The organism is Erythrobacter oryzae (assembly GCF_030271515.1).
Classification (GTDB): domain Bacteria; phylum Pseudomonadota; class Alphaproteobacteria; order Sphingomonadales; family Sphingomonadaceae; genus Erythrobacter; species Erythrobacter oryzae.
In genome coordinates this window covers 775,255-793,175 of sequence record NZ_JASCXI010000002.1, presented here as the reverse complement: position 1 = coordinate 793,175, position 17,921 = coordinate 775,255, and the positions used below count along the sequence as shown (strand labels likewise).

The 17,921-nt window shown below is 68.3% G+C and carries 14 protein-coding genes; 10 read left to right on the top strand and 4 right to left on the bottom strand.

The features are described 5' to 3' along the window. Window positions 1-9 precede the first annotated feature (9 nt). Window positions 10-933, top strand: a complete 924-nt coding sequence (locus tag PFX90_RS08370) for an acyl-CoA thioesterase (protein WP_285711954.1) — start codon at window positions 10-12, stop codon at window positions 931-933. A 68-nt stretch (window positions 934-1,001) separates the two neighbouring features. Then, window positions 1,002-2,327 (top strand): MFS transporter, encoded by a 1,326-nt coding sequence (locus tag PFX90_RS08365; protein ID WP_285711953.1) that lies wholly within the window; start codon window positions 1,002-1,004, stop codon window positions 2,325-2,327. Here PFX90_RS08365 and PFX90_RS08360 read toward each other — a convergent pair. Continuing rightward, window positions 2,324-3,154: a universal stress protein gene (locus PFX90_RS08360; RefSeq protein WP_285711952.1), complete on the bottom strand. Its 831-nt coding sequence runs from the start codon at window positions 3,152-3,154 to the stop codon at window positions 2,324-2,326. The two genes, PFX90_RS08365 and PFX90_RS08360, sit on opposite strands and share 4 nt — an antisense overlap. Window positions 3,155-3,306: 152 nt before the next feature. Here PFX90_RS08360 and PFX90_RS08355 point away from each other — a divergent pair, with 152 nt between their 5' ends. From PFX90_RS08355 to PFX90_RS08345, 3 genes are all read left to right on the top strand, one after another. Beyond that, a complete protein-coding gene (locus PFX90_RS08355) occupies window positions 3,307-4,803 on the top strand; it encodes a carotenoid oxygenase family protein (RefSeq protein ID WP_285711951.1) in 1,497 nt (498 codons plus the stop codon). 133 nt (window positions 4,804-4,936) lie between these two features. Continuing rightward, a complete protein-coding gene (locus PFX90_RS08350) occupies window positions 4,937-6,763 on the top strand; it encodes a DUF885 domain-containing protein (protein WP_285711950.1) in 1,827 nt (608 codons plus the stop codon). 189 nt (window positions 6,764-6,952) lie between these two features. Beyond that, on the top strand, window positions 6,953-7,888 hold the full coding sequence (locus tag PFX90_RS08345) for an OmpA family protein (RefSeq protein WP_285711949.1): 936 nt from the start codon (window positions 6,953-6,955) through the stop codon (window positions 7,886-7,888). 50 nt (window positions 7,889-7,938) lie between these two features. On the opposite strand, the gene PFX90_RS08340 is transcribed toward PFX90_RS08345, so the two are convergent. Both PFX90_RS08340 and uvrC read right to left on the bottom strand, forming a co-directional pair. Next, a complete protein-coding gene (locus tag PFX90_RS08340) occupies window positions 7,939-8,763 on the bottom strand; it encodes a hypothetical protein (protein WP_285711948.1) in 825 nt (274 codons plus the stop codon). Between the two features lie 10 nt (window positions 8,764-8,773). Further along, on the bottom strand, window positions 8,774-10,765 hold the full coding sequence (gene uvrC / locus PFX90_RS08335; protein ID WP_285711947.1) for an excinuclease ABC subunit UvrC: 1,992 nt from the start codon (window positions 10,763-10,765) through the stop codon (window positions 8,774-8,776). Window positions 10,766-10,830: 65 nt separating this feature from the next. Between uvrC and PFX90_RS08330 the strand changes: the two genes are divergently transcribed. Continuing rightward, window positions 10,831-12,036 (top strand): BaiN/RdsA family NAD(P)/FAD-dependent oxidoreductase, encoded by a 1,206-nt coding sequence (locus PFX90_RS08330; protein ID WP_285711946.1) that lies wholly within the window; start codon window positions 10,831-10,833, stop codon window positions 12,034-12,036. A 238-nt stretch (window positions 12,037-12,274) separates the two neighbouring features. Here the strand turns inward: PFX90_RS08330 and PFX90_RS08325 are convergent, their stop codons facing one another. Continuing rightward, on the bottom strand, window positions 12,275-15,505 hold the full coding sequence (locus PFX90_RS08325; RefSeq protein WP_285711945.1) for a porin family protein: 3,231 nt from the start codon (window positions 15,503-15,505) through the stop codon (window positions 12,275-12,277). 238 nt (window positions 15,506-15,743) lie between these two features. Between PFX90_RS08325 and infA the strand changes: the two genes are divergently transcribed. The 4 genes from infA (at window position 15,744) to yacG (ending at window position 17,827) form a co-directional block, all read left to right on the top strand. Continuing rightward, window positions 15,744-15,989, top strand: coding sequence for a translation initiation factor IF-1 (gene infA, locus PFX90_RS08320; protein WP_007163491.1), 246 nt, complete (start codon window positions 15,744-15,746; stop codon window positions 15,987-15,989). An 18-nt stretch (window positions 15,990-16,007) separates the two neighbouring features. Then, on the top strand, window positions 16,008-16,580 hold the full coding sequence (locus PFX90_RS08315; protein ID WP_285711941.1) for a Maf family protein: 573 nt from the start codon (window positions 16,008-16,010) through the stop codon (window positions 16,578-16,580). A 105-nt stretch (window positions 16,581-16,685) separates the two neighbouring features. Continuing rightward, window positions 16,686-17,645, top strand: a complete 960-nt coding sequence (locus PFX90_RS08310; protein WP_285711940.1) for a ribonuclease — start codon at window positions 16,686-16,688, stop codon at window positions 17,643-17,645. After that, on the top strand, window positions 17,642-17,827 hold the full coding sequence (yacG, locus tag PFX90_RS08305; protein ID WP_285711939.1) for a DNA gyrase inhibitor YacG: 186 nt from the start codon (window positions 17,642-17,644) through the stop codon (window positions 17,825-17,827). The genes PFX90_RS08310 and yacG overlap by 4 nt, the downstream gene beginning before the upstream one ends. Window positions 17,828-17,921: the final 94 nt, after the last annotated feature.

Genomic DNA, 17,921 nt, shown 5'->3' with positions numbered 1-17,921 from the left:
CCGCGTGCCATGAATGACGATCCCACGAACGAAGAACTGGTCGCCGGCCTCGTCCGGCTGTTGACCGTCGAAAAGCGCGCTGCCGACGTTTATGCCGGGCCGCCGCAGAAGGACGGGATCGGGCGGGTGTTCGGCGGGCAGGTGCTGGCGCAGGCGCTGGCTGCGGCGCAAGCGACCGTCACCGACGGCAAGAGCGCGCATTCGCTCCACGCCTATTTCCTGCGCGGCGGGCGCGAGGGCGCTCCGATCGAATACCGCATCGCGCGCGATTTCGACGGGCGCAGCTTCGCCAACCGCCGGGTGGTCGCCTCGCAGGAGGGCGAGGACGGGATGCCGGTGCCCATCCTCAACCTCACCGCCAGCTTCCAGCTGCCCGAAGAGGGCCTCGAGCACATCGATTCGCCGATGCCCGACGTTGCCCTCCCCGAGGACTTGCGCCCCGACATGGAACTGCGCCGCGAGATCGCCGCGCAGTGGGGCGACAAGCTCTCCGACCAGCAGCGCCGCATGATGCTGCGCCCGCGCCCGATCGAGATGCGCACCATCGACCGCCTGCACTGGATGAGCCGCGAGCCGAGGGAGCCGCGCGCGCATACGTGGTTCAAGGTCTGCGCCCCGATCACCGGCGCGGCCGACACGCCCGAACTGCACCGCGCGATCATCACCTATGCCAGCGACTACACCCTGCTCGGCACCAGCGCGCTGCCGCATGGCCTTTCGTGGATGCGGAACGAGCTGGTCGGCGCAAGCCTCGACCATGCCCTGTGGTTCCACAGGGAGGCCCGCGCCGACGAATGGCTGCTCTATGCCACCGACGCGCCGTGGAGCGGCGGCGGGCGTGGCTTCAACCGCGGGCGCATCTTCAACCTCGCAGGCGAGCTTGTGGCGAGCGTCGCGCAGGAGGGGATGATGCGCAAGAGGGTGAAGGCCTAGCAACCGCTTGCGGCGAAGCGAGCCGGGCGCGCCTTGCCCCGGTGCGGGCACTGCACGATAAGCGCGTGATGCCCCGGATCGACCCGTTCCACGCGATTCTTGCCAACAACCTGCTGCAGAACGTGGTCAATTTCACGGTCTGGTTCGCGCTCGTGTTCTGGGCCTATCTCGAAACGCAGTCGGTGTTCGTGACGGGCATGATCGGCGGCATCCATCTGCTGTTTACCGGCGGCTTCGCCATATGGTTCGGCTCTCTGGTCGATCACCACCGCAAGAAGCCGATCATGCTCGGATCGAGCGCGGCCTCGCTGGCGCTCTATGCGGCGGCATTGGCGGTCTACGTCGCCACGCCCGACGAAGCGATGGCGCAGAGCGCAAGCTGGCCGCTGTGGGGCTTCATCGTGCTGGTGATGCTCGGGGTGATCGCGGGCAATATCCGCATGATCGCGCTCTCCACGCTGGTCACCCTGCTGATCCCGCCCGAGCGGCGCGACAAGGCCAACGGGCTGGTGGGGATGGTCGGCGGCCTCGGGTTCCTCGTGACCTCGGCGATCAGCGGCTTTCTGGTCGCGTGGGACGGCATCCGCGGGCCGCTGGTGCTGGCGATCGGCTTCAGCGCGCTCGCCATCGCGCATCTGCCGCTGGTGCGCTTTGACGATCCCGTGCCCGAGGCGACCTCGCAGGACGGGCGCCGGGAGATCGACCTGCGCGGCACGATCCGCGTCGTGGCGGCGGTGCCGGGGCTGTTCGCGCTGATCCTGTTTGCGACCTTCAACAACCTCTTGGGCGGCGTGTTCATGGCGCTGATGGACGGCTACGGCCTGTCGCTGATGAGCGTCGAGGACTGGGGCCTGCTCTGGGCGATCACCTCCTGCGCCTTCATCGCCAGCGGCCTCGTGATCGCCCGCGTCGGCCTCGGCAGCAAGCCGCTGCGTACGCTGCTGCTGGTGAACCTGATCACATGGACCGCGGCGAGCCTGTTCACCGTCCAGGCCTCGATCCCCCTGCTGGCGGTGGGCTGCGCGGTGTGGATGTTCTTCGGCCCCTTCGCCGAGGCCGCCGAGCAGACCACGCTGCAACGCGTCGTCCCCTACGAGCGGCAGGGGCGGGTGTTCGGCTTCGCCCAGTCGGTCGAGCAGGCCGCCTCGCCGCTGACCGCCTTCCTGATCGGGCCGGTGACGCAGTTTATCGCGATCCCCTATATGACCACCGGCGCGGGGGCGGCGCTGATCGGCGGCTGGTTCGGCACCGGGCCGGCGCGCGGGATGGCGCTGGTGTTCTGCATCACTGGGCTGTTGGGCGTAGTGCTGACGCTCTTCGCCTTCGCCTCGCGTTCCTACCGGCTGCTGTCGCAGGCCTATGAGACCGCGCCGGAGGAGACCCCGCGCGCCTAATGCGCCAGTAGCACGGGCATCTGCGGCTCGCTCAGCATGTGGCGCGTCACCCCGCCCAGCACCAGTTCGGTCAGGCGCGAATGGCCATATGCGCCCATCACCAGCAGCGAGCATTCGCGCAGCTGTGCTGCCGAGAACAGCGTGTCGGCGATCTTCGCCTCCCCGCGCGGGATTTCGACGATCTCGCAGGGGATGCCGTGGCGGGCGAGGTATTTCGCGCCTTCGGTCGAGGGCAGGTCGAAGCGCGCCTTGCCACTTGGGCCATCCCCCGTCTCCTCGACCACGCAGGCGAGCGTCACCTTCACCGAGCACGCCAGCAGCGGCACCGCCGCGCGCAAAGCGTGCGCGCTCTCGGCCGAGCCGTTCCACGCGACCATCATCGGCGCGCCGACATCGAAGCTCTTCATCCCCTCGGGCACCACTAGCACCGGCACCGGGGCGCGCGTCACCACGTCGCCCACCACTGCCGAGGGGCCCTTGCCGTCCATTGCCGGCTCGCACGGGCCCATGATCACGATATCGGCGAGCGGCGAGGCCTCGATCAGGCGCTGGCCGGCGACGCCATATTCGAAGCGCCAGTCGAAGGGCACGCCCTCGTGCTCCATCTCGGCCTCGATCTTGGTGCGCAGCTTGTCGGCGTTCTCGCGGATTACCGGCAGGGCGGCGGCGACGGCCGAGCCGTAGAAGTCGCCCGGCATGAACACGTCATAGCTCACCGCCTGAAGGCAGGTGATGTGGCCGTTGGTGCTGCGCGCCATGTCGAGCGCAACTTGCAGGCGCGCATTCATGGCCTTGTCGTGGTCGACGTGCAGCAGGATCGATTTCATAGCGGATCTCCCATTCATGATGAGGATGATCGCCCCGGACGTCGTGTCTGGCTTTGACCCGGATCAATTTTCTATCGGGTCCACGTGGGCGCACCATAGCACCTTGCCAGAGATAAAGCGCGGCCTCATTCTGCACGCCGAGGGAGAGACCAATGCAGATCATGCGCCACCCGCCGGTGAAAACCAGCCTCGAGCCGTCGAACCACCCCTATCTGACGGGCCCGTGGACGCCGCTGCACGAGGAGGTCGACGTGCCCGAGCTGCGGGTGATCGAGGGCGCGATCCCCGCCGATATCGACGGCATCTACCTGCGCAATACCGAGAACCAGGTGCATCAGCCCTTGGGTCGCCATCACCCCTTCGATGGCGATGCGATGATCCACCAGGTCAACATCTCCGGCGGCAAGGCGAGCTACCGCAACCGCTTCGTGCGCACCCATTGCTTCGAGGCCGAGCAGATCGCGGGCCGCTCGCTGTGGGGCGGGCTGATGGACCCTTGGGGCACTTCGGTGCGCCCCGGCTTCGGCGCGCACGGGGGGCTGAAGGACACCGGCAGCACCGACATCATCGTCCACGCGGGCACGGCCTATGCGACGCTCTACCAGTGCGGCGAGGCGTGGATGCTCGATCCCGTCACGCTCGGCAGCCGCGGCAAGGCGCCGTGGGTGCCGCTCGATGGCATCTCCGCCCACCCCAAGGTTGACGAGGCGACGGGGGAGATGATGTTCTTCAACTACTCCAAGCACGCGCCTTTCATGCACTATGGCGTGGTCGACCGGACGGGCGCGCTGGTGCACTACGTCCCCGTTCCCCTGCCCGGCCCGCGCCTGCCGCACGACATGGCGATCACCCCGAACTGGTCGATCCTCAACGACATGCCGCTGTTCTGGGACGAGGAACTGCTGGGGCGGAACATCCACGCCGCGCGGCTGCACGAGGGGGTGCCGACCCGCTTTGCCCTGATCCCGCGCCATGGCCAGCCCGAGGACATCCGCTGGTTCGAAGCCGCGCCGACCTATGTGCTCCACTGGACCAATGCCTGGGAGGAAGGCGACGAGGTGATCCTCGAAGGCTACCATCAGGCCAAGCCCATGCCCGATCCGCTCGAGGAGATGGGCCGCTACAGCCACATGATGGCTTACGTGGACGAGCACTCCTTCCAGAGCCGCCTCCATCGCTGGCGCTTCAACCTGAAGACCGGCGAGACCCGCGAGGAGCGCCTTTCCGAAAAAATCGTCGAATTCGGGATGATCAACCCGGCCTACGCCATGCACAAGAGCCGCTACGTCTGGTCGACCACCACGCGGCCCGGCTGGTTCCTGTTCAACGGCTATGTCCGTCACGACACCCGGACGGGCGAGGAACAGGTCTACCGCCTGCCCGAGGGGGTCTATGCGAGCGAGAGCCCGATGATCCCGAGGAAGGGATCGACCGCCGAGGATGACGGGTATCTTGTGACGTTCCTGATCGACGAGAACACCGGCACATCCGAATGCGCGATCCTCGATGCGAGCGACATCACCAAGGGTCCGATCTGCCGCCTCGCGCTGCCGCACAAGATCTGCTCGGGCACGCACTCGGTGTGGGTCGAGCAAGAGCAACTGCGCAAGGATGCCGCCTTCCACCGCGAGCGTCTCGTCTCCGCCTGAACCGGCACATCTGACGTCACGGCGTCACGCCGCCGGTCGATGCGCCTCGCCCGCTCGTCGCGCGCGTCCTTGCGCGCCCGCCCGCGCGCGCCTAGCGCCCCGCGATTGTACTTGCCTTGGGGACTTTCCGAATATGACCATGCGCCTTGCTCTTGCCGCCTCGAGCGCGCTGCTGCTCTCGCTCGCCGCGCCCGCCCTTGCCGAGACGGCCGCCGCGCCCGAAGCCGCCACCACCCAGGCGCCCCAGTCCGAGCACGACAAGCTCTTCGCCCTGTTCGAGGATGCCGACGCGCGCGAGCTTGCGCTCAATCCCCTGAGCCGCCTGTTCCGCGGCGATGACGAGAACGCCGGACGCCTCGGCGATCTCCTCACCGATTCGAGTTTCCTCGCCGGGCGCACCGACATCAAGCTGAACCTCGCGCTGCTCGCGCAGATCGACCGCAGCAAGCTCGACGAGACCGACGCGCTTGCCTACGACGTCTTCAAGTACACGCAGGAGCGCGCGCTGGCGGGCGTGACCGACGAGATGCGCGCACTCACCGAAGTGCGCCCGCTCAACCACTTCTTCGGGCTGCACACCTTCTACCCGCAATTCGCCAGCGGCACCGGGGTGGCGACGTTCAAGACCCTCGCCAATTACGAGGACAACCTCACCCGCCACGATGACTACATCGCCTTCGTCGACCGCGCGATCGCCAAGTTCCGCGAGGGGATGAAGAGCGGCGTGCTCGAAACGAAGCTGACGGTCGGGATCATGGTCACCCAGCTCGACACGCAGCTCGCGACGCCCATCGCGGATTCGCAGTTCATGGCGCCGACCAAGGCCTTCCCCGAGGGGATCTCGGATGCCGACAAGGCGCGGCTGACCAAGGCCTACGAAGCCAAGACCGCCGCGCTCTACGCCGCCAACACGCGGCTTCGCGATTTCCTGCGCGATGAATACCTCCCCGCCGCGCGCGAGAGCATCGGGCTTTCGCAGATGAAGGGCGGCGACAAGCTCTACGCCCGCCTCGTCGAGGATTCGACCACTCTCCCCCTCACCCCAGATGCGATCCACCAGCTCGGCCTCAGCGAGGTCGCGCGGATCAAGGCCGAGCTCGTCAAGCTCCAGCGCGAGGTCAAGTTCAAGGGCACGCTGACCCAGTTCTTCGACTATGTCCGCACCGATCCCAAGTTCCAGCCCAAGACCCGCGAGGGGCTGACGCAGAACTTCTACGACATCGGCAAGGCGGTCGATGCGAAGATCGGCACGCTGTTCTCCAAGCTGCCCAAGTCGAAGCTGGAGATCCGCCCCTACGATCCCTCGACCGAGAAGTTCGAGGCCGGCGGCTCCTACCAGTCGGGTTCGCCCGATGGCGAGCGGCCTGGGGTGTTCTACTTCAACGCCTATGACCTGCCGAGCCGCCTGACGCCGGGCAATGTCACGCTCTACCTCCACGAAGGCGCGCCCGGGCACCACTTCCAGATCAGCCTCGCGCAGGAGAACGAGGCGCTGCCGGCCTTCATGCGCTATGGCGGGACGACCGCCTATGTCGAAGGCTGGGCACTCTATGCCGAGACGCTGGGCTACGAGATGGGCTTCTACAAGGACCCGTGGAACCGCTACGGCACCTTGCAGGACGAGATGCTGCGCGCGATGCGGCTGGTGGTCGATACCGGCATCCATTCCAAGGGCTGGAGCCGCGACCAGGCGATCGACTACATGCTCGAGAATTCCGGCATGACCCGCACCGAAGTGGTGGCCGAGGTCGATCGCTACATCGCCATTCCTTCGCAGGCGCTCGCCTACAAGATCGGTGCGCTCAAGATCCAGGAGCTGCGCAAGCGCGCCTCCGACAGGCTGGGCGCGAAGTTCGACATCAAGGCTTTCCACGAGGAAGTCCTCAACACCGGCGGCCTGCCGCTCGCCGTGCTGGAAGCCAAGATCGACCGCTGGATCGCGGCCCAGGCGGCCAAATAAACCGGCGCTGACGGGCCGCGCGCGGCTCGACTCGTCGCATCCGCTGCCCCGATTGCCTGCTCCTGCGGCCTTCGGGCGGGTGGCGTTCACCTGCGAGCAAGGTATTGCGCAACACCCAGCCCCTCGCGCAGAACGCCAACAACGGGCCCACACGGGATCGCGGGCCCGAAACACAGGAGCATAACCACTGTGACGACCATTCTCAAAAACCGCAGCCTCGCAATGATCGCCCTTCTGGGCGCCGCGAGCGCCTCGGGCCTTGCCGCCCAGAGCCAGCCGCAGACCCAGCCGCGCCCCCTGCCCGCTCCGACGATCAGCGAGCAGGACGGGGTGACCACCACCACCGTCTACGGCGCGCTGCCGGCGCTCTCCGAGATGGAGGAAGGCCCGCGCGTCACCGGCATCATCACCGCCCGCAAGGGCTCGCGCCTGCAGGTCACCCGCGATGACGGGTCGGTCGAGCTGGTCACGCTGCATCCCGACACCGAAATCCGCACCCGCGGCGGGTTCCTCGGGATCGGCAACAAGACGCTCGACCAGAACGCGCTGATCAACGGCCTCACCGTGGTCGTGAAGACCACCCGCTACGGCGAGGGTCTGGTGGCGAGCGAAGTGCGCTTCACCGCCGACGACGCGCAGATCGCGCGCATGATCCGCGGCGGCACCCAGCAGCAGTTCGGCGAGCAGGGCGCGGCGATCCAGGCCAACGCCGCCGCCACCGAGGCCCTGCGCGGCCGCCTCGGCGATATCGACAAGTACAACCTGAAGGGCACCACCAACGTCTATTTCGACACCGGCAAGTGGGTGCTGACCCCCGCCGCCAAGGCCGAGCTGTGCGCCGCCGCGCAGACCGCCGCGCAGAACGAGAACTCGCTGATGCTGGTGCTCGGCTACACCGATTCGACCGGCTCGCAGGACCTCAACCAGACCCTGTCGGAAAAGCGCGCCGCCGCGGTGGTCAACCACCTCCAGCAGGTCTGCAAGTGGAAGCCCTACCGGATGCTGACGCCCACCGGCATGGCGACCGCCGACCCGGCCGCCGACAACACCACCGCCGCCGGCCGCGCGCAGAACCGCCGCGTTTCGGTCAACGTGCTGGTGAGCAAGGCATTGGACGGGCAGTAAGCGACGGATCGGCTGCGGCGGCCCCATCGGTCGCCGCAGCCTGTCCCGCCTCACCAGATCGGCAGGTTTGAAGCCATCTGGGTATTGGGCTCGCCGCCTTCAGGATGGGGCAGGCCAAGCGCATTATTGAGCGCGCGGCGCACCGGATTGGTGCAGGTCGAGGCCCCGTGCGCATAATAGATGCGCCCTTCGAGCATCTGCTTGCTTGCATCGGGCCGCAGAATTATCTGCCCGGCATTGCCCACATCCCCGCCCTCGGCAATCGGATCGCAGCGACGCAAGGCAATGCTGCCATCAGCGCCCCGCTCGATCGCGGTGCAGACGAACGGTTTGTAATATTTCACGATCCGGCTGTTGAGCTCGAAGGAATCGCGGCCGCGCGACAGCACATATTGCGGATCGCGCGGGAGCAGGTCGAGCGCGCCGGGAGCAACGCTCACCCGAGCGGGCGGTTGTCCGTAATAGTCGGCGACCTGCGCGACGATCCCCTGCCTGTATCCCTTGCCATAGAGCCACCGGTAGAACGTGTCGGCGTCGGAAAAGGTCACCGCGGAGTTCCAGTTGACCGCATTGCGCCAGCAATCGCCGAGCCGCACCGACTTGTCGCCCTGGCGATCTACGCTCACGCCGACGGGCAGGCCGAAAGCCTCGCTGACCAGCGCCGTCTCGTCGTCAAAATAATCCCCTTGGCTGTCGATCTGCATGATCGCGACCGGTACTGCGATGCACCCCAGAAACGCCAACGTCGCTGCTGTCTGCACGGGCCAGGTCTTCCACACCGCCGCCGGAGTCACCCGGTGCGCAAGCATGAGCAGCGCGACAATCATCGCCGGCACGCCGAACATCGCAAGCATGGCAAAGGCGAACTGCGTCATGCAGCGCCTTTTACCCGCCAGCGTGGTAGAAATCGTAAACCTTGCGCGCCACCGTCGCGCTGACGCCGGGGGCGCGTTGCAGGTCTTCGAGCGCCGCTGCGCGCACCTTGCTGGCGGTGCCGAAATGCAGCAGCAGCGCGCGCTTGCGGGCCGGGCCGATGCCGGGGATCTCGTCGAGCGGGCTCGCGGTGATCGCCTTGGAGCGCTTGGCCCGGTGCGCGCCGATGACATAGCGGTGCACCTCGTCGCGCAGGTTCTGCAAGTGGAACAGCAACGGCGAATTGACCGGCAACATCTTCTCGCGCCCGTCGGGGAAGTGGAACACCTCGCGCCCCTCGCGCCCATGATGCGGGCCCTTGGCAATGCCGATCACCGCGACATCATCGTCGATGCCGATCTCCTCCAGCACCCGCATGACGCTGGAGAGCTGCCCCTTGCCCCCGTCGATCAGGATGAGGTCGGGGAGCGTCGTCTCGTGCGATGGCCCTCCCCTCCCGCTTGCGGGAGGGGTCGGGGGTGGGCCTGCTTCCTCTTCCTCAGCCTCCGCCCAGGCCCGGAACCGCCGCTGCATCACCTCGCGCATCATCGCGAAGTCATCATTGGTCTGCGCCTCGCGGATGTTGAACTTGCGATACTGGCCCTTCTCGAAGCCCTCGGGCCCCGCGACCACCATCGCGCCCACGGCCTTGGTGCCCTGGATATGGCTGTTATCGTAGACCTCGATCCGCTGCGGGGGCGCGTCGAGTTCGAGGAATTCGGCCAGCTCGCGGTTGAGTTTGGCCTTGGTGCCGGTTTCGGCCAGCCGCCGTTCGAGCGCCTCGACCGCGTTCCTCTGCGCCTGCGCCATCAGCTTGCGCCGGTCGCCACGCTCGGGGACGGATAGGCGCACCTTGCGCCCCGCGACTTCCGAAAGCGCCGCCTCGATCAGCTCGCTTTCGGGCAGTTCTCGATCGACGAGAATGGTCGGCGGCGGCGGCACTTCCTCGTAGAATTGCAGCATCACGTCGGCGAGCACCTGCGCCTCGTCGACATCTGCCGTGTGGCGCGGGAAGAGCGCGCGGTGGCCCCAGTTCTGGCCGCCGCGGATGAAGAAGGACTGGACGCTCATCTGCCCGCTCTTGGCGGCAAGCGCGAAGACGTCGGCATCGCCCAGCCCTTGCGCATTGATCGCCTGCGAGCCCTGAATGAAGGTCGCCGCCCGCAGCCGGTCGCGCAGCATCGCCGCCGTCTCGAAATCGAGGTTCGCGGCGGCCTCGGCCATCTGCCGCTCCAGATCGGCCTGCACCGCGCCCGATTTGCCCGAGAGGAAGTCCTTCGCCTGCCGCACCAGCGCGTCATAGCCCGGCTCGTCGATCCGCCCCACGCAGGGCGCCGAGCAGCGCTTGATCTGGTAGAGCAGGCACGGCCGGTCGCGGTTGTTGAAGAAGCTGTCGGTGCAGCTCCGCAGCAGGAACAGCTTTTGCAGCGCGTTCAGCGTGGTGTTGACGCTCCCCGCACTGGCGAAAGGCCCGTAGTAATTGCCTTTGGCCCGCCGCGCGCCGCGGTGCTTCTGGATGCGGGGGAAGGCGTGATCGGCGCGCAGCAGGATGAAGGGGAAGCTCTTGTCGTCGCGCAGCAGCACGTTGAAGGGCGGGCGGAAACGCTTGATGAGCTGCGCTTCGAGCAGCAGCGCCTCGGCCTCGGAATTGGTGGTAATGATCTCCATGCTGCGGGTCTGGCTGACCATGCGCTGGAGGCGTCCCGAGAGCTGCGCGATCTGGGTGTAGTTGGCCACGCGGGCCTTCAGCGAGCGCGCCTTGCCCACATAGAGCACCTCGCCCCGCGCATCGAGCATGCGGTAGACGCCTGGGACGGGCTTCAGCACCTGCACCGTCTCGCGGATCGCCTGCACCCCGCCTTCCAGATCGGGCTGGGCGCTCGATACGGTATAGGCGGCGCGCTCCTCGTTGAAGCGCTCCGCACCGCGCGGATCGTGAGGGGTGCCTGCGGGGGTTCGGGCCATGGGGGTCAGATAGGGACGATGGGGGGCGATTGGCAATTCCCGCGCGGCCCCCTATCGGCAGGTTCGTGGAACAGAGCGACGTCATCATCCTCGGCGCAGGCGCGGCCGGGCTGTTTACGGCAGGGCAGGCGGGGCAGCGCGGAGTGCGCGTGGCGCTGCTGGAGAAGGCCGATGCCCCCGGCAAGAAGATCCTCATCTCGGGCGGGGGACGCTGTAACTTCACCAATCTCGGCGCGGGGCCGGCGAACTATCTCTCGGCCAACCCCCATTTCGCCAAGAGCGCGCTGGCCCGTTACACCGCCGCCGATTTTATCGCGCTGGTCGAGCGCTACGGGATCGCGTGGCACGAAAAGACGCTGGGCCAGCTGTTCTGCGATGGTTCGGCCAAGCAGATCGTGGCGATGCTGCTGGACGAATGCCCGCCTGATCGCGTGACGCTGACCTGCGGGGTCGACATCGCCAGCGTTGCGCGCGACGCCGACGGCATTTTCACCGTCACCGCCGCCGATGGGCGGGCGTGGCAAGCCCCCGCGCTGGTGATTGCTACGGGCGGGCCCTCCATTCCCAAGATGGGCGCGAGCGACTTTGCCTATCGCCTCGCCCGCCAGTTCGGCCTCAAGGTGGTCGAGCCCCGCCCCGCCCTCGTTCCGTTGACGCTCGGCGGCGAGGATGCGCTGTTCCGCGAGCTTTCGGGCGTCGCCGCGCCGGTTCTCGCCCGCGCCGGCAAGGCCGAGTTCGCCGAGGCCGCGCTGTTCACGCACAAGGGGCTGTCCGGCCCGGCGATCCTGCAAGTCTCCTCCTACTGGCGGCATGGCGAGCCGGTCGGCATCACCTTCCTCCCTGACGCCGCGACCGACTGGCTGATCGAAGCCAAGCGCGACCGCCCGCGCGCGCATCTGCGCACATTGCTGCGCGAGCGCCTGCCCGATCGCCTCGCCGATGCGCTGGCGGACCGGCTCGGGCTGGAGCGTGAACTCGGCAATTGCGGCGACAAGGACCTGCGCGCGGCGCAGGCCAAACTCGCCGACTGGCGCTTCGCCCCCAATGGCACCGAGGGCTATGCCAAGGCCGAAGTCACCGCCGGGGGGATCGCCACGGCGGAGCTCTCCAGCCGGACGATGGAGGCAAGCAAGGTGCCCGGCCTCTATGCCATCGGCGAGGCGGTCGACGTCACCGGCTGGCTCGGCGGCTACAACTTCCAATGGGCCTGGGCCAGCGGCCATGCCTGCGCGGAGGCGCTCGCCGCGGCGGGGGCCGGCGCGCACGGCTGACGCGCAGCGACCATTTTCCTACAGCGGGGCGACGCGCTATGCTTGTGCCCGCTCTTTGCCATCGTCCGCACACCCCCCGCACCCGCGAGACGGCGCGACATCACCGCCCCGAATGCCGGCGGTGAACGCAAAATATGTGTGAACTTCGTTTTTGCCCTTCGACCAACTGAGATTAAAAGGCAATTCCTGTAGGATTGCACGTTTTGCAATGTGAACTTCGTGAACTTCGCCGCCCCGCTCAGAACAGCTTGCGCAGGTCCACCCCGAGATAAAGCCCCAGCGGGTCGATCACGAAGGCGTTGTAATTGACCGGCGTCTCCCCCGTCCCGTCGCGCACGCGGCGCTGCGCGTCGAAGACGTTGTCGGCGACGAGGCTGACGCGGAAGTCCTTCCACAGCCCCTCGTTCTTCCCCGTCACCTCGCCCATGTTGGCGAAGACGCGCAGGTTGAAGGTGACGATGTCGTCGAAGAACAGGTCGTTGGCCGCCACGGTGCCGTCGATCCGGGTCTCACCGGTATAGATGCCCGAGAGGCGGAAGCCCACGCCCTTGCCGAACAGGCCGGCCTCGAGGCGGCTCGAATGGCGCGGCTGGCCGAAGGCGCCGGTCGCCTCGCCGTCGAGCTGGTCGAGCGGATCGAGGCCGGGGGCGACGAGGATCTCGTTGGCGAGCTCGATCGTGTGGGTCAGGTTGAAGAAGTAGCGCCAGCCCTGGAAGTTGCGTCCCGCCAGCGGGTTGAAGGCGGGGCCGCCCGCCGGAGGGCTACCCGCCGGTGCGCCGGGGGCGCCCGGTGCTCCGCCAGCCGGCGGCGCGGCGGCGCAGAAGCGCTGCTGGAACTGCGCGATCGCCTCGGGCGGGATCGTGCCGTCGGGCAGGCGCGAACGGTCGAGCGCCATCTTGATGAAGGCGGGATCGACGCCGGGAAGCTCGGCCGAGATGTCCTCGCCCCGGTCGATCTTGGCGATCAGCTCGCGGATCGCGGCCGTGCCGTCCGGCCCGCAGGCGCGTTCGCGGAAGGCGGCGAACTGGGGCGGCATCCCTGCCTCGCCCGGAGCGCCCGGCGCACCCGGAGCGCCGCCGGGCGCGCCGCCGCCGCCCATCATCGCCGGGTCGATCGAACAGATCCGCGACCGGAACTGGGTCAGGCGGGCCGGATCGACCTTGCCGTCCGCGCCGCGCAGCCGCGCCAGCATCGGCGCGAGGCGCTGGGGATCGACCCCGGGATATTGCGCCGAGATGTCCGCCCCGCTGTCGATCGCGGCGACGAGCTGTTCGAGGAAGGCCTGCCCGTCATCGGCACACAGCCGCGCGCGGAAGGCCATGAACTGCGCGCGCTGCTCGGCGCTCGGCGCGAAGCCGCCTGCGGGCGGCCCGCCGGGGCCAGCCGGAGCAGGAGCCGGAGCGCCGGTGGTGGGCGGTGCAGGCTGGGCCGCTGCCGGAGCCGAAGGCGCGCCGCCACCACCGCCGCCCCCGGGACGCCCGCCACCCGGGCCGCCGAAGCCGCCGCCGCCTTCGCCCGCGCCGATGCTGCCATTGGTCGAGAAGGTGAACTGGATGCGGTCCGCCCGCGTCTCGGCAAAGCTCACCGAGCGCCGGTCGACCCGCACCACCCTTCCGTTCGCGTCGCGGGTGATCCGGCCCGGGAAGGCCGCCTCGGTCTCGGCGGTGATCTGCGGGAAGGCGCTGACAACGTCATCCGAGCGGTTCATGATATAGTCGACCGTCAGGCGCGAGTTCTCCCAGAAGGGCAGCTCCCAGTTGGCCGAGAACTTCCAGTCGCGCTGGGTTTCGGGCGGCAGGGCGGGGTTGCCGCCGGTCAGCACTTCGGCCAGCACCGTCTCGCCGCGCACGAAGTCGAACACGGGGACGTTGAAATTGGTGACTTGCGGATCGCCCAGCGCCGAGAGCGAGGGCGCGACCTCACGCCAGATATAGGTCGCGGACAGGTCGAGGCCGTCGACCGGCTTCCACGTGATCCCTGCGTTCCAGTCCCCCAGCGTGCCCGCGTCGCTGAGGTCCTCGACCCCCGCCTGCAGGTTGAGCGTGAAGTCGCCGAGGGCATCGAGGAACTCGTCGCGCGTGCTGGTCAGCGGCACCACCAGGTTCGCGCCCGTGGACAGGCGGCGGCGGGTCAGCTGGGCAGCGGTGGCCGAGCGCGTGTCGCTGCTCTCGATCCGGCGCCAGTCGAAGCCGAGGTCGAAGGTCGCCAGCACCTCGCCCGCCGGAAGCGTGGCGAGCGGGCCTTCGAGCGTCGCCTGGGTCTCGGTGGTGATCGTCCGGCGCAGCGCAAGGTCGAAGCCGTTGGCGGTGTCGCTCGGCAGCGGGCCGGTGATCGCCAGCGTGCCCGCGCGCGCGGCGGCGCGGAACACCTCAAGCTGATCGGGGCGCAGCCGCCGGTCGATCTCGGTCTCGGTCTCGCTGAAGGAGCCGTCGAAGGTGGTGGTCAGGCGGAAGGCATTGATCGGCTGGTTGATCGAACCGGCCGCCGAAACGGTGTCGCTCGATGTGCGACGGGCGAGCGGCGTGTCGGCCCCGAAAGTCCGCACCGCGCTCGCATTGGCGGGCGAGGTCAGCGTGACGGTGTTGAGCCCGTCGAGGCTGCGGCTCTCATTGCGGGCGTAGTTGAGGTTGGCCGACAGCGAGGTGCCGCTGTCGATGATCGCCTTTGCCCAGGAGATGTTGCCTTCGAGTCCGAAGGTGTCGGCCAGCAGGCTGCGGAAATCGGCCTGGTCGGGATCGCCCGCGACCGTCGACTGCGAGCCCGGGGTCTGCGGCACATCGCGCTCGGCCTCGGTCAGCAGCGTCGTGTCCTCGACCCTGACGCTGGCATTGATCCGGCCGCCATTGGCGATCTTGAGGATGCCGATTTGCTGCTCGTTGCGGGTGTAGCCCCCGCGCGAGGGAGCCTCGAATTCCAGATCCAGCTGGCGGTTCGAGTAATTGTCCTTGAGGATCAGGTTGATCACGCGCCGGTCAGGCGGAAAGCCGAAGCGCTGGGCGACTTCCTCGGGGAACACCTCGACCTTGGCGAGCGCTTCGGGCGGGTAGTTGGCGAACTCGCGGAAGCTCCCGATGCGGATCCCGTTCACCAGAATGACCGGCTGCCCGCCGCCCCCGCGCCCGCGTGCCGAGCCGGTGCGCGCGCTGATCTGGGCGATGAGATCGGTGATCGAGGTCACGCCCTCGGCGGCGATCGCGGTCTCGTCGAGCTGGAGCAGCGGGGCCTGATCGACGAACAGCTGCCCGCGCACCCGGCCGGAACGCACCACGATCTCGTTCACCGCACCGGTGTCGCTCGCGCTCTCGGGCTCCTCGGGCTCGGGCTGTGCGGCGGGCTCGGGCTGGGGCTGCGCGGCGGCAGCAGCGGCGCCGAGTTCGGCGTCGGCGGCCGCCAGCGGCAGGGCGAGCGCCAGCGCAAGGGCACAGGTTCCGGCGCGCAGGGACGCGCGGGTCAGCGGGGAGAGGTTCATGGAGTCCCTTCGATAGCAGCACTGGGTCGCGGGGCGGTTGTTACCGCTCCCGCGCAACGATGCGGATACGCGCTGCTCCTGCCCGGGGATGCGCGTCTTTCCCCGGGCAGGACCAGCGCGTAAGGTCCGCTCACGGGGCCCTAACGCACGAGCCTTCCCTTTTGGTTCCCGCATCGCTAAAGCGCGGCCAGCAATCGACGGACGCATTGTGCGCCGCAACGAAAACCAAAGGGAATACATGGCCAAGGAAGAACTCCTCGAAATGCGCGGGCGCGTGGTTGAGTTGCTGCCCAATGCGATGTTCCGGGTGGAGCTTGAAAACGGCCATGAGGTGCTCGGCCACACCGCGGGCAAGATGCGCAAGAACCGCATCCGCGTGCTGGTGGGGGACGAGGTGCTGTGCGAACTCACGCCCTATGACCTGACCAAGGCGCGCATCACCTACCGCTTCATGCCGGGTCGCGGCGGCCCCGGCCCGCAATAAGGGCCACGGGCCCGGGATATGGGCTCTCTCCATCTGACACTGGCCTCGGCCTCGCCCCGGCGGCGCGAATTGCTCGCGCGGCTGGGTATTGCCCCCGAGGCCGTGACCCCTGCCGACATCGACGAGACGCCGCTCAAGGCCGAGCTCCCGCGCGCCTATGCCCTGCGCATGGGGCGCGAGAAGGCATTGGCGGTGGACGCGGCGGGTTATGTGCTTGCGGGCGATACCGTGGTCGCGGTCGGCCGCCGCATCCTCCCCAAGACCGAAACCGAAGCCGAGGCCCGCGCCTGCCTCGAACTGATGAACGGGCGGCGGCATCAGGTGCTCTCGAGCGTCGTGCTGCGCGCGCCCGACGGCAGTTTGCGCGAGCGGCTCGACGAGACCGTGGTGTGCTTCAAGCGTCTCTCCGCCGAGGAGATCGCCGCCTATCTCGCGGGCGGCGAATGGCAGGGCAAGGCCGGCGGCTATGCCATTCAGGGCGCCGCCGAAGGCCTGATCGCGTGGATCAGGGGCAGCCATTCGGGCGTGATGGGCCTGCCGCTCTATCACACGCGGGCGCTGCTCAAGGCGGCGGGGTTTGCGATTGGGTGACTTGCCCACCCCCAGCCCCTCCCGCAAGCGGGAGGGGAGCGAGACTTGGCGGCTCTGCCGCCTAGTCGCAGCGGGGTGGGCCTGCGCCACCGGCGAGGCTCCAGCATGAACTGGCTGATCGAGGAAGGCATCGGCGAGACCCGCGCCCTGCTGGTCGAGGGCGAACGCGTTCTTGCTGCTAAGCTCTTCTGGCCCGGTGAACTCGCGGCGGGCACCCGCGCCACCGGCAAGCTCACTGCCAAGCTCAAGGGCACCCGCCGCGGCGTCGCCCTGCTTGCCAATGGCACCGAGGCGCTGGTCGATCACCTGCCGCCGCAGATCACCGAGGGACAGAGTCTCGATCTCCTCATCACCCGCGCCCCGATCGCCGAGCGCGGACGGCTCAAGCGGGCGCAGGCGCGGGTGGCGGGAGCAGAGTCGCCCCCCTCCGGCGCCGGCCGGCCCGAGGGACGCGTCGTGCGACGGTTCCCCTCGGGGATGTGGGAAGAGGTGTGGCACGCCGCCTCCTCGGCCAGCATCGCCTTTCCTGGCGGCGAGATCCTCGTCAGCGTCACCCCGGCGATGACCGTGATCGACATCGACGGCACCGGCGCGCCGCGCGATGTCGCGCTCGCCGCAGTGCCCGCCATCACGCAGGCGCTGGCTTGGTTCGACCTCGGCGGCAATATCGGGATCGACTTCCCCACGCTCCAGACCAAGGAAGATCGCCGCGCGGTCGATGCGGCGCTGGACGCCGCGCTTGGCCATTGGCCGCATGAACGCACCGCCATGAACGGCTTCGGCTTCGTCCAGCTGGTCGCGCGGCTCTCCGGCCCCTCGCTGCTCCACCGATTCGCCACCGCAAGGCTCGGCATGGCCGCGCGCATGGCATTGCGGTGCGGCGAACTGGCAGCCGATGACGGCACGGGCCGGGTGCTCGAACTGCGCGTTCACCCCGCGCTCAAGGCCAAGCTGAAGCAGCAGTGGCTCGATGAACTGGCGCGCCGCACCGGGCGCGAGGTGCGGATTGCGACCGATCCGGCCCTTGCCATCGAAGCCGCCAATGCCCAGCTTCTGGACGCATGACCCTCGCCTCCAAGCCCTGCCCGATCTGCCGCAAACCGCGGCATCCGGACCACCACCCCTTCTGCTCGACGCGCTGCCGCGACCGCGATCTGGCGCGGTGGTTCTCCGATTCCTACGCCGTCCCCGGCCAGCCCGCCGATCCCGAGGAACTGGCGCAGGAAAGCTGGCGCGAGCAGGATTGAGGGCGCTGCAACAATCCTGCGTTTGATGCACGAAAGCCCCTTGCCAACCCCTGCCGCCTTCGCCATAGGGCCGCTCTCATTTGCTCGCCGGGCC